Annotated in this window: 9 protein-coding genes; 3 read left to right on the top strand and 6 right to left on the bottom strand. The window is 72.5% G+C overall.

Annotated features, from left to right (window positions below):
* The first annotated feature begins 163 nt into the window (after positions 1 to 163).
* Together ACFU9P_RS20055 and ACFU9P_RS20050 are read left to right on the top strand one after the other, a co-directional pair.
* Complete coding sequence (locus tag ACFU9P_RS20055; RefSeq protein WP_376382335.1) at positions 164 to 1,624, top strand: amino acid permease; 1,461 nt, start codon at positions 164 to 166, stop codon at positions 1,622 to 1,624.
* Positions 1,625 to 1,656: 32 nt separating this feature from the next.
* Positions 1,657 to 3,243 carry a glycosyltransferase family 39 protein gene (locus tag ACFU9P_RS20050; protein ID WP_384082526.1) on the top strand — a complete coding sequence of 529 codons (1,587 nt, stop codon included), beginning with the start codon at positions 1,657 to 1,659 and terminating at the stop codon, positions 3,241 to 3,243.
* Here the strand turns inward: ACFU9P_RS20050 and ACFU9P_RS20045 are convergent.
* The gene (locus ACFU9P_RS20045; protein ID WP_384082523.1) at positions 3,219 to 3,611 is read right to left on the bottom strand and encodes an NTP pyrophosphohydrolase; all 393 of its coding nucleotides are present in this window, start codon (positions 3,609 to 3,611) and stop codon (positions 3,219 to 3,221) included. The genes ACFU9P_RS20050 and ACFU9P_RS20045 overlap by 25 nt on opposite strands.
* A 290-nt stretch (positions 3,612 to 3,901) precedes the next feature.
* Here ACFU9P_RS20045 and ACFU9P_RS20040 point away from each other — a divergent pair, with 290 nt between their 5' ends.
* Positions 3,902 to 5,062 carry a hypothetical protein gene (locus tag ACFU9P_RS20040; RefSeq protein ID WP_384082520.1) on the top strand — a complete coding sequence of 387 codons (1,161 nt, stop codon included), beginning with the start codon at positions 3,902 to 3,904 and terminating at the stop codon, positions 5,060 to 5,062.
* Positions 5,063 to 5,139: 77 nt separating this feature from the next.
* Here ACFU9P_RS20040 and ACFU9P_RS20035 read toward each other — a convergent pair whose 3' ends face one another.
* From ACFU9P_RS20035 to ACFU9P_RS20015, 5 genes are all read right to left on the bottom strand, one after another.
* Positions 5,140 to 7,266 (bottom strand): 3-hydroxyacyl-CoA dehydrogenase NAD-binding domain-containing protein, encoded by a 2,127-nt coding sequence (locus tag ACFU9P_RS20035; RefSeq protein WP_384082517.1) that lies wholly within the window; start codon positions 7,264 to 7,266, stop codon positions 5,140 to 5,142.
* On the bottom strand, positions 7,263 to 8,483 hold the full coding sequence (locus tag ACFU9P_RS20030; protein WP_384082514.1) for a thiolase family protein: 1,221 nt from the start codon (positions 8,481 to 8,483) through the stop codon (positions 7,263 to 7,265). Before ACFU9P_RS20030 ends, ACFU9P_RS20035 begins: the two co-directional genes overlap by 4 nt.
* Before the next feature lie 214 nt (positions 8,484 to 8,697).
* Positions 8,698 to 10,002: an HRDC domain-containing protein gene (locus ACFU9P_RS20025; protein WP_376382321.1), complete on the bottom strand. Its 1,305-nt coding sequence runs from the start codon at positions 10,000 to 10,002 to the stop codon at positions 8,698 to 8,700.
* A 77-nt stretch (positions 10,003 to 10,079) separates the two neighbouring features.
* Positions 10,080 to 10,739: a response regulator transcription factor gene (locus ACFU9P_RS20020; protein WP_093605154.1), complete on the bottom strand. Its 660-nt coding sequence runs from the start codon at positions 10,737 to 10,739 to the stop codon at positions 10,080 to 10,082.
* Positions 10,740 to 11,009: 270 nt separating this feature from the next.
* Entirely contained in the window at positions 11,010 to 11,699 is a 690-nt protein-coding gene (locus ACFU9P_RS20015) for a DUF3000 domain-containing protein (protein WP_376382324.1), read from the bottom strand.
* Positions 11,700 to 11,778: the final 79 nt, after the last annotated feature.

Genomic DNA, 11,778 nt, shown 5'->3' with positions numbered 1-11,778 from the left:
CGGTCGGTCCGCCCTGTACGGGTGGTCCGACCGGCCCATCCGTGTGAAATTCGACGTTGCGGGTATCCGGCGGTGCGCGGCCTCTCGATCATGGCCGGAACGACGCGCGCACGGAGGTACGCCGGTGAGTACACAGCATGCCCCGGAACCGGTGGGGGAGGGGATGTTCCGCACCAAGGGTGTGGAGCAGTCCATCCGTGACACCGAGGACCCCGAGTTCGCGCTCAGGAAGTCGCTCTCCGCCCTCGATCTCACGGTCTTCGGCGTCGGCGCGATCATCGGTACGGGCATTTTCGTACTGACCGGAGTCGTCGCCCGGCAGAACGCGGGCCCCGCCACCGCCCTCGCGTTCGTCGTCTCGGGCGTCGTCTGCGGTCTGGCCGCCCTCTGCTACGCCGAGTTCGCCTCGACCGTACCGGTCGCCGGTTCCGCGTACACCTTCGCGTACGCCTCGCTCGGCGAGCTGCCGGCCTGGATCATCGGCTGGGACCTGGTCCTCGAACTGGCCCTGGGCTGCGCGGTCGTGGCGGTCGGCTGGTCCGGCTATGTGCGCTTGCTGATGGACAACGCGGGGCTGAGCCTGCCGGAGCCGCTGTCCGGCACCCATGGCGACCGGTTCGGCTTCGATCTGCTCGCCTTCTTCCTCGTACTCGTCCTGACCGCCATCCTCGTCGCCGGAGTGAAGCTCTCCTCGCGGGTCACCGCTGTCATCGTCGCCGTCAAGGTCACCGTCGTCCTGCTCGTGATCGTCGTCGGCGCGTTCTTCATCACCGCGTCGAACTACGAGCCGTTCATCCCGCCCGCCCAGCCCCGGCCCGCCGCGGGCGGCCTGACCGCCCCGCTGATCCAGCTCATCTTCGGCTACACCCCCACCGACTTCGGTGTCATGGGCATCTTCACCGGCGCGGCCATCGTCTTCTTCGCCTACATCGGCTTCGACATCGTCGCCACCGCCGCCGAGGAGACCGTCAGCCCGCAGCGCGACGTCCCGCGCGGCATCCTCGGCTCGCTCTTCATCTGCACCCTGCTCTATGTCGCCGTCTCGCTCGTCGTCACCGGAATGCAGCACTACACACAGCTCTCGGTGGACGCCCCGCTCGCCGACGCCTTCAAGTCCGTCGGCCGTCCCTTCTGGGCCGGGCTCATCAGCTTCGGCGCGGCCGTCGGCCTCACCTCCGTCTGCATGATCCTGCTCCTCGGCCAGACCCGGGTGTTCTTCGCGATGAGCCGCGACGGACTGCTCCCCAGGACCTTCTCCCGTGTCCACCCGCGCTTCGGCACGCCCTACCGCTCGACCGTCCTGCTCGGGCTTGTCGTCGCGGTCGTCGCGGGCCTCACCTCCATCCAGGAACTCGCCGAACTGGTCAACATCGGAACGCTGTTCGCCTTTGTGATGGTCGCCGCGGGCGTCATCGTGCTGCGCCGGCGCCGCCCCGAACTGCCCCGGGCCTTCCGCACCCCGCTGGTGCCGTATCTGCCGGTCGCGTCCGTGCTCGCCTCGCTGTGGCTGATGCTCAATCTGCCCGCCGAGACCTGGCTGCGCTTCGGGATCTGGATGGTTGTGGGACTCGTGCTCTACGCCCTGTACGGACGCGGCCACAGCCGCCTCGGAACCTCCCTCTGACGGCGGCAGCGGCTCGTCCCGGCCCGCCCGCCATGCTCGCCCACCCGCCGCCCTCCGCCCTGCGGTACGGGCCGCCCGCCCGCCGTACCGCACCGGCCGCCACCCGCCGTACCACCGGCTACTGGCGGCGCCTCCTCCCCGTACTCGCCCTGCTCGTCCTGGTCACCCGGATCCCCTCCTTCCGCCACCCCCTGTGGAGCCCCGACGAGGGCTATCTCGCCGTACAGGCGCGCATACTGGCCGACGGGGGAGCACTGTACGAGACCGTCGTCGACCGCAAGCCGCCGCTGCTGCCCTGGCTGTACGGGGCCGCCTTCACGCTCTTCGGCGACGAGTCCCTGTACGCGATGAAGGCTCTGGCCGCGCTGGCCCACCTGCTCACCGCCGCCCTGCTCGCCTCCATCGCGCGAGACCGCTGGGGCGACCGGGCCGGCCGGATCGCCGGGGTCCTCCACCCGCTGCTGGCCACCGGCCTCAACCCCGAGGACACCCAGGCCGCCACCTTCGAGGTCTTCATACTGCCCTTCACCGCCGCCGCGATGTGGTGCGCGGGCCGCGGGCGCCCCGGTGCGGCCGGACTCGCGGTCGCCGGGGCACTGCTGACGAAACAGACCGGCGGCGCCGTGCTCGTACCCGTCCTGTGGCTGCTCCGGCACTCCGCGGCCGACGGGGCGGGAGGCAGGGCGGGAAGCGGGGCAAGAGACGGGACCGGAGCCGCCGGACGGGCGGGACTGCCGCGGCTGGCCGCCGGACTTGTGCTGCCGGTCCTCGGCGCGGCCCTGCTCACCGACCCGGCGGGCTTTCTGTTCTGGACGGTGACGGGCTCGGCCGCGTACGCCACCTTCACCGGCTCCGAACTGCACGTCCTCTCCCGGGGCCTGGCCAACACCGCTCTGCTCTGCCTCGCCTGCGCCGGGCTGCCGGCCCCGCTCGTCCGCGCCCGGCGCGCCGCCCGGGGAACCACCACGGATCTGTGGGTGTGGCTCGCCGCCTCGGCCGTCGCCGTCGTGGCCGGCTTCCACTTCTTCGGCCACTACTTCCTGCAACTCGTACCGCCGCTGGTCCTGCTGGCGACCGCCGCACTGCGCCCGCTGCCCCCCGAACGCGTCGCGTCCGCGCTGCTCACCTCGGGCTGCGTCTGCGCGCTGTTCCTCACCTGGGGCCTGCTCGCGCCCCGTCCCGAGCTGGCGCACGCCCAGCGCGTCGCCGACTCCGTACGGGCCCTGACCGCGCCCGCGGACCGGATCCTGGTCTGGGGGATACACCCGGAGACGTACTGGCTCGCCGACCGCACCCCCGCCAGCCGCTATCTGACGGCCGGTCTGCTCACCAACTACAGCGGCGGGCGGGAGGGGCCCGGGGTCGGCGAGAAGTACGGTGTGGCGGGCGCCTGGTCCGTGCTCACCGCCGAACTGCGCGCCCGCCCCCCGGCCCTGATCGTCGACGACTCGCGCGGCAAGCCCTTCGCGCCCGACCGGCTGCCCACCCTCCGCGCACTGCTGGCACGGCACTACGAACCGCTCCCGGCGACGGTCGACGGCGTGGTGTTCTACGTACGCTCACCAGCGAGCGCTCCCCGGGAAGCCGACGCACTCTACGGACGCCCGCCCGGCGGCTGACGTACCGTCCTGGGGCCCACGCACCGCGCCCCATGAGCCGTCACCCGGCGGCGCAGCTCCCGGTCGGCCGTCACCACGACACACCCGGCGCCCTCTTCCGCCGCCTGTGCCGCCAGTTCCACGATCCGGTCGTCGCCGCTGCCGGGCGCGGGCTCGACCCGTACGCCCGGCACCGGCTCCACATCCCGGGCCGCGCCCTCGACGACGAGCACCACCTCGACCGGCCCGGGGAAGCCGTCGATCCCGCTCTCGGCGTACGGCACCAGGGAGTCGCGCAGCCGCTCGGCGGCCCCGCGCCGGTCGCGCCACCATCCGTCGGGGACCGACCCGACCACATTCGCCGCGTCGACGATGAGCTGCATCCGCATCCCGGCAGGGTGTCATACGCATCGGCTACGCATCGGGCCTCCCGGGCCCTGTCTGCCACATCCCGCCTGGCCCGCGACGCCCGGCACGCGCACTCGCCGCGTTGTCGGAGTCGCCCGAGTACGTCCAGTACACGGGCGATCCTCCGCCTTGCGATTGCACGCACCGGACGCCGTGGGCCCCGCCCTGCGGGCGGACGGCGCTATGTGGCAGACAGGACCCGGCCCGTGTCAGTACCCGCGAGTATCATCGGGCTCCGGGTTTCCAGCGCTCGGGAAGGTGGCGGCAGGCCATGACACCGAGGTCCGGACGGACGTCGAAACGGTCGGGAGACGGTACGGGCGGGGCCACCGACGTCGCCCGTGAGCGGCGCCGCACGCCCCCCGCGCTCCCCGCCGACACCTCCCTGCCCGCCACGGCCGACTGGCTGCTGCGCGGCAAGGACGGCAGGCTCACCGCGTACGCGCCGACCGCCGAAGGGGTGCTCCGCAGGACCGAGACCAGGACCGGCGGCCCCGACTGGTCCGGGCCCGAACTGCTCGCCGCCGAGGGCCTGTTGCCGTATCTGTCCATCGCCCAGAGTGCCGAGGGCTTCGTCCATCTGCTGGCGGTGCGGAAACGCCCCCGCGCCGACGGCGCCGGCGAAACGGATCTGGTGCACGCGGTCCAGTTCCAGACGGGCCGTCCGCTGCGCGACTGGCACTCCCTGGGCAACCCGCACGGCAAGGACCGCGAGAAGGCCGCCCGTATCGGCCTGCCCTCGGCGGTCCTGGACACCACCGGCTCGGTGCATCTGTTCGTACGGAACGCCAACGGCGGCCTGTCCGCCAAACACCAGGCGCCCAGCGGCCGTTGGCAGGCCTGGGGCGGCGCGAACGCCGAGGGGACGGAACTGACCGGCGGGCCGGCCGCCGCCGTCACCGACCACGGCGCGATCGAAGTGCTCGTCCCGGCCGGGGACACCGTGGTGCGCTGGCTGCGCGGGAAACCCGAAGCGGCCCTGGAGCGCGCCGAGGACGAGCCCGCGGCCACCGTCGCGCCCGGCACCCTCACCGCCGAGCGCACCGGACCGGGGCGGCTCACCCACTTCTGGCGCGACCCCGGGGACGGTACGGTCCGCGCCTGGCGCCCCGGCACCGAACCCGTCTCACTGGGCGGCCCGGGCACCGGCCCGCCGGCTCTGCTCCGTACCCCTGTCGACGGTCACGACTGCACGATCCTCGCCCAGCGCGGTCCCGACGGTCGCCCGCATGTCGCCGCGTACCCGACCGAGAACGAGGCCGCGGGCCTGCACTGGACCCCCTCCGGCGAACCCTGTGCGGGCGCCCCGGCGCTGGCCCTGGACGGCCGCGGCCGGGTCGTCCTGGCCGCCTTCGCCGAGGACGGCACCCTGCGCCTGGCCCGCCAGAAGGCCGAACCGGGCCTGGCCCTGGAGGCCTGGACCCAGGTCTGACCGGACCGGCGCCCTGTCGCAGAGCGGCGCCGGACGGCCCGAAATGGGACCGCCCGGCGCCGCTCAAGAACACACGGCTACGCGGGCACGCTGGCCACGCCCGGCTCCAGGAACCGCTTGCCGTTCACCCGCTCCGACACGCCCTCCCTGTCCAGGTACGGTGTGAGGCCGCCCAGATGGAACGGCCAGCCCGCGCCCGTGATCAGACAGAGGTCGATGTCCTGGGCCTCCGCGACGACGCCCTCGGCCAGCATCAGACCGATCTCCTGCGCCACCGCGTCCAGCACACGCGCCCGGGTCTGCTCCTCCGTCAGGACCGTACCGCCCTGCTTGAGCAGCGCGGCGACCTCCGGGTCCAGCTCCGGCGCGCCCGAGTCGTAGACGTAGAAGCCGCGCTTGCCCGCCGCCACGACCGCCGCGAGGTTCTCCGAGACCGTGAAGCGGTCCGGGAACGCGCGGTGCAGCGTCTCCGAGACATGCAGCCCGATCGCGGGCCCGACCAGCTCCAGCAGGACCAGCGGCGACATCGGCAGCCCCAGCGGCTCCACCGCGCGCTCCGCCACCTCGACCGGTGTGCCCTCGTCGATGACGTTCTGGATCTCGCCCATGAAACGGGTGAGGATCCGGTTGACGACGAACGCCGGGGCGTCCTTCACCAGTACCGCGGTCTTCTTGAGCTTCTTCGCCACCCCGAACGCCGTCGCCAGCGCCGCGTCGTCGGTCCGCTCACCGCGCACGATCTCCAGCAGCGGCAGGATCGCGACCGGGTTGAAGAAGTGGAAGCCCACGACCCGCTCGGGGTGCTTCAGCTTCGACGCCATCTCGGAGACCGACAGCGACGAGGTGTTGGTGGCGAGGATCGCGTGCGCCGGGGCGACAGCCTCGACCTCCGCGAACACCTGCTGCTTGACGCCCATCTCCTCGAAGACGGCCTCGATCACGAAGTCCGCGTCCGCGAAGCCCTCCGCCTTGTCCAGCACACCCGAGACCAGGCCCTTGAGCCGGTTCGCCTTGTCCTGGTTGATACGGGACTTCAGCAGCAGCTTGTCGATCTCGGCATGCACATAGCCGACGCCCTTGTCGATCCGCTCCTGGTCGATGTCCGTGAGGACGACCGGGACTTCGAGACGGCGCAGGAACAGCAGCGCGAGCTGAGAGGCCATCAGCCCGGCGCCCACGACACCCACCTTGGTGACCGGGCGGGCCAGCGCCTTGTCCGGCGCCCCCACGGGCCGCTTGGCACGCCGCTGCACCAGATTGAAGGCGTAGATCCCCGAGCGCAGCTCACCGCCCATGATCAGGTCGGCGAGGGCCCGGTCCTCGGCGTCGAAGCCCGCCTGGAGATCGCCGTCCGTGACCGCGGCGATGATGTCCAGCGCGCGGTACGCGGCGGGGGCCGCGCCGTGCACCTTGGAGTCGGCGAAGGCCCTGCCCCGCGCCACGGCCTGGTCCCAGGCCTCGCCCCGGTCCACCGCGGGACGTACGACCTCCAGCTCGCCCGTCAGCACCGACGCGGTCCAGCGCAGCGACTGCTCCAGGAAGTCGGCGCCCTCGAAGATCGCGTCCGCGATCCCCAGTTCATGCACCTGGGCGCCCTTGAGCTGCTTGTTCTGGTTGAGCGAGTTCTCGATGACGACCGAGACCGCGCGGTCCGCCCCGATCAGGTTCGGCAGCAGCGTGCAGCCGCCCCAGCCCGGCACCAGACCCAGGAAGACCTCGGGCAGCGAGAACGCGGGCAGCGCCGCCGACACCGTGCGGTACCGGCAGTGCAGACCGATCTCGACACCGCCGCCCATCGCCGCGCCGTTGTAGTACGCGAACGTCGGCACGGCCAGCGTGGCGAGCCGCTTGAAGACCTCGTGGCCGCCCCGGCCGATCGCGAGGGCGTCCTCGTGGCGCTTCAGCAGCTCCACGCCCTTGAGGTCCGCGCCGACGGCGAAGATGAACGGCTTGCCGGTCACCCCCACCCCGACGATCGCGCCCTCGGCCGCCTCGGCCTCGACCTGCGCAAGCGCCGCGTCCAGGTTGGCCAGGGACTGCGGGCCGAAGGTGGTGGGCTTGGTGTGGTCGAGCCCGTTGTCCAGCGTGATCAGCGCGAAGCGCCCGGCGCCCGCCGGGAGGTCGAGATGGCGTACGTGCGCCTGGGTCACGACCTCGTCGGGGAACAGCTCGGCCGCGCCCTTCAGGAGTTCAGCGGTGCTCACTTGGTGCCTCCGTCGAAGTGCGGGTTCTCCCAGATGACCGACGCGCCCATGCCGAAGCCGACGCACATCGTGGTCAGTCCGTACCTGACCTCGGGGTGTGCCTCGAACTGCCGGGAGAGCTGCGTCATCAGCCGTACGCCGGAGGAGGCCAGCGGATGGCCGAACGCGATCGCGCCGCCGTACTGGTTGACGCGCTCGTCGTCGTCCGCGACGCCGTAGTGGTCGAGGAAGGCCAGCACCTGTACGGCGAAGGCCTCGTTGATCTCGAACAGCCCGATGTCGGAGATCGACAGACCCGCCTTGGCGAGCGCCTTCTCCGTCGCCGGGATCGGTCCGTACCCCATCACCTCGGGCTCGACGCCCGCGAAGGCGTACGAGACGAGCCGCATCCTGACCGGCAGCCCCTGCTCGCGCGCGAAGTCCTCGGCGGCGATCAGGGAGGCGGTGGCGCCGTCGTTGAGCCCTGCCGAGTTGCCCGCCGTCACCCGTCCGTGCGGCCGGAACGGGGTCTTCAGCCCGGCCAGCCCCTCCAGCGTCGTACCAGGTCGCATCGGCTCGTCCGCGGTGGCCAGCCCCCAGCCGGTCTCGCCCGCGGCAGCGTCGGTACGGCGGATGGAGATCGGCACCAGGTCCTGCTGGATCAGGCCGTTCGCGTACGCCTTGGCCGCCTTCTCCTGCGACCGCACCGCGTACTCGTCGGCGCGCTGCCTGGTGAGGTGCGGGAAGCGGTCGTGCAGATTCTCGGCCGTCATCCCCATGAAGAGAGCGGAGTCGTCCACGAGCCGTTCGCTCACGAACCGAGGGTTGGGGTCGACGCCCTCGCCCATCGGGTGCCGCCCCATGTGCTCGACACCGCCCGCCACGACGATGTCGTACGCGCCGAAGGCGATGGAGCCCGCGGTGGTGGTCACCGCGGTCAGCGCGCCCGCGCACATACGGTCGACCGAATAGCCCGGCACGGACTGCGGCAGCCCCGCGAGGATGCCTGCGGTACGGCCGAGGGTGAGGCCCTGGTCACCGATCTGCGTGGTCGCGGCGACGGCGACCTCGTCGATCCGGGCCGGGTCGAGATCCGGGTTGCGGCGCAGCAGCTCCCGGATCGCCTTCACGACGAGATCGTCGGCGCGGGTCTCGTGGTACATGCCCTTCGGGCCCGCCTTGCCGAACGGGGTGCGGACGCCGTCGACAAAGACGACGTCCCTGATGGTACGAGGCACGATGGCTCTCCTCCAGGGTGCGGGATGGCACTGCTGCGGGGCACGCCGGAGCGTACGTCCACATCCCATGCTACTTGCCGGTAACCATCCCGCCCACCCCTGCCCGATTTTTCTCCGGAGGCTGGCTACGGGGGCTGTACGGGGCTACGGAGGGTGCCGGGGCGGGGGGCCGGTGGTCATCGCCACCGGCCCGCGGGGCCCCGCGCTCGCCCCTCTACTCCTCCGGTACGGAGGACAGCGCCCGCGCCAGCAGCGGCGCGACCTGTTCGATCTGCCAGGGCCGCGCGCCGTGCTCCGCCAGCGCCGCTTCCACCGACTCCGCCGTCCGCTCCCGCGGCGGCTCCCAGCACACCCGCCGCACCGTGTCCGGCGTGATCAGGTTCTCCTGCGGCATGTTCAGCCGCTCCGCCAGCGCCGAGACCGCCGCCCGCGCCGCCGAGAGACGGGCCGCCGCCTCCGGGTCCTTGTCCGCCCAGGAGCGCGGCGGCGGCGGGCCCGAGACCTGCTGGCCCGGCTGCGGCAGCTCCGTATCGGGCAGCGCGCGCGCCCGGTCCACCGCCGCCTGCCACTGTTCGAGCTGCCGCCGCCCCATCCGGTGCCCGAACCCCGGCAGCGCGGTCAGCGCGTGCACGTTCGCCGGCAGCGCCAGTGACGCCTCCACGATCGCCGTGTCGCTCAGCACCTTGCCCGGGGACACATCGCGCCGCTGCGCCACCCGGTCGCGGGTGTTCCACAGCTCCCGTACGACGGCCATCTGACGGCGCCGGCGCACCTTGTGCATTCCCGACGTGCGGCGCCAGGGATCCTTGCGCGGGGCGGGCGGCGGCGCCGAGGCGATCGCGGCGAACTCCTGGTGCGCCCAGTCGAGCTTGCCCTGCCGGTCCAGTTCCTTCTCCAGCGCGTCGCGCAGATCCACCAGCAGCTCGACGTCGAGCGCCGCGTACCGCAGCCATGGCTCGGGAAGGGGCCGCGTCGACCAGTCGACGGCGGAGTGGCCCTTCTCCAGCGCGTACCCGAGCACGTTCTCGACCATCGCGCCGAGTCCGACCCGGGGGAAGCCCGCCAGCCGGCCTGCCAGTTCCGTGTCGAACAGCCGGGTGGGCGTCATGCCTATTTCACGCAGACACGGAAGATCCTGGGTGGCCGCGTGCAGGATCCACTCGGTCTCCGCGAGGGCTTCGCCGAGACCGGAGAGATCGGGGCAGCCCACCGGATCGATCAGCGCCGTGCCCGCGCCCTCGCGGCGCAACTGGACGAGATAGGCCCGCTGCCCGTACCGGTAACCGGACGCGCGCTCCGCGTCGACGGCCACGGGCCCGGTGCCCGCGGCGAAGGCCGCGATCACCCCGGCCAGGGCTTCTTCGGTGGCCACCACCGGCGGAATGCCCTCGCGGGGCTCCAACAAGGGGATCGGCGCCGATTCGACGTCGGCCGGGGGCTGCGCGATGAGCGGCTGCCGCCGCGGGCCCCCGGTGGTTCGCAGTGCTGGCTCTGCTGCGGTCTCTTGGGCGTCGGTCACCTGTCAAGGGTATCCGTGAACGGACGGCGCCCGCCGACGGAACGTTCCGTCGACGGGCGGTGGGGGCGGGGAGTCGCTCAGTGGATGATGCCGGTACGGAGGGCCACGGCGACCATCCCCGCCCGGTCGCCCGTGCCGAGCTTGCGCGCGATCCGGGCGAGATGACTCTTGACGGTGAGCGCGGACAGCCCCATCGAGACTCCGATGGCCTTGTTGGACTGTCCCTCGGCCACCAGCCTGAGCACCTCGACCTCACGGCCGGAGAGCTCGCGGTAGCCGCCCGGGTGGCTCGGTGCGCCCGGGGGGCGGCGGTGCATCCGCTGGCCGGCGCCGATGGGGGCGGCGCCGGGGCGGGTGGGGTGGCCGATGTTCGTACGCGTACCGGTCACGACATAGCCCTTGACGCCGCCCGCGAGGGCGTTGCGCACCGCGCCGATGTCATCGGCGGCGGAGAGGGCGAGGCCGTTGGGCCAGCCGGCCGCCCGGGTCTCGGACAGCAGGGTCAGCCCGGAACCGTCGGGCAGGTGGACGTCGGCAACGCAGATGTCGCGCGGGTTGCCGACGCGGGGGCGTGCCTCCGCGATGGACGACGCCTCGATGACGTCACGTACTCCAAGGGCCCACAGGTGGCGGGTGACGGTGGAGCGGACGCGTGGGTCGGCCACGACGACCATGGCCGTCGGCTTGTTCGGGCGGTAGGCGACCAGGCTTGCGGGCTGCTCGAGGAGAACGGACACCAGGCCTCCTGGGAAGGTGCGGGACGGAGCCGGCTCTGGGGGATGAAGCCGGGGCGAACCGTGTTTGAAGGGTCATTGACCTCTTCGGCAGCAATACCGCCCGCCTTTAGAGAATGATCACGATTTGGTGAGTAACAATTCGGGCAATTCGGACGGGTGATCGATCATCCTATGACCCGCCCCGCCGCGTCGGCGCGCGCGAAGGGCGTTGGAGGGCATGCGGGACCCGCGGGACGGCGGTGTACGGCGGTGTACGGGGGTGAGGGGCTGTCAGGAGACCTGCGGGCCACGCCGCTGGGGCAGGGAGACCACACCCGCGCCCGAGCCCGTCTCCGCCGCGCCCGGCACCGGCCCGGGGGCGGCCGGCGGCAGACCCGCGATCTGGCCGAGCAGATCGCACCAGGCTGCGAGATGCGCTGCCGCGTCGGGCGCCCCGCCCCGGGCCTCGCGCGGGGTCCAGGACGCCCGGATCTCGATCTGGGTCGCCGGCCTGCGCTCGGCCAGACCGCCGAAGTAGTACGAGCCCGCCCGGGTGACGGTGCCGCTCGCCTCGTCGTACGACAGCCCGCGCGCCTCCAGGGCGCCGGTCAGCCAGGACCAGCACACCTCGGGCAGCAGCGGATCGGTGGCCATCTCCGGTTCGAGTTCCGCCCGTACGAGTGTCACCAGCCGGAACGTACCGTGCCAGGCCTCGTGCCCGGCCGGGTCGTGCAGCAGGATCAGCCGGCCGTCGGCGAGATCGTCGTCGCCGTCGACCACGGTCGCCTCCAGGGCGTGGGCGTACGGTGCGAGCCGCTTGGGCGGCGGGGTCGGCTCGATCTCGATCCCGGGACGCGGCCGGGCCGACCGCAGTGCTTCGACCGCCGCACGGAACGCGGAAGGGACGGAGCCCCCCTCCGTGCCGTCCGTACCCTCGGTGCCGTTGGAATGATCGGAAAACTGTCCCTGAGCCGCGGCCATGCGGGGAAGAGTAGGCGGAACGCGCGCCTCGCGCAGGGAGGGACACCCGGGCCGGGGCGGCGGCTTGCCGGTACATGCG

It is taken from the genome of Streptomyces sp. NPDC057617 (genome assembly GCF_042800555.1).
In the GTDB taxonomy this organism is placed as follows: domain Bacteria; phylum Actinomycetota; class Actinomycetes; order Streptomycetales; family Streptomycetaceae; genus Streptomyces.
The sequence above is the reverse complement of the archived record's forward strand: the minus strand, read 5'-3'. Positions and strand labels throughout refer to the sequence as shown.

Coding starts and splice junctions, on each gene's coding strand:
- ACFU9P_RS20045 (WP_384082523.1), bottom strand. CDS start 3,611: ATGCGGATGCAGCTCATCGTCGACGCGGCGAATGTGGTCGGGTCGGTC.
- ACFU9P_RS20015 (WP_376382324.1), bottom strand. CDS start 11,699: ATGGCCGCGGCTCAGGGACAGTTTTCCGATCATTCCAACGGCACCGAG.
- ACFU9P_RS20055 (WP_376382335.1), top strand. CDS start 164: ATGTTCCGCACCAAGGGTGTGGAGCAGTCCATCCGTGACACCGAGGAC.
- ACFU9P_RS20040 (WP_384082520.1), top strand. CDS start 3,902: ATGACACCGAGGTCCGGACGGACGTCGAAACGGTCGGGAGACGGTACG.
- ACFU9P_RS20050 (WP_384082526.1), top strand. CDS start 1,657: ATGCTCGCCCACCCGCCGCCCTCCGCCCTGCGGTACGGGCCGCCCGCC.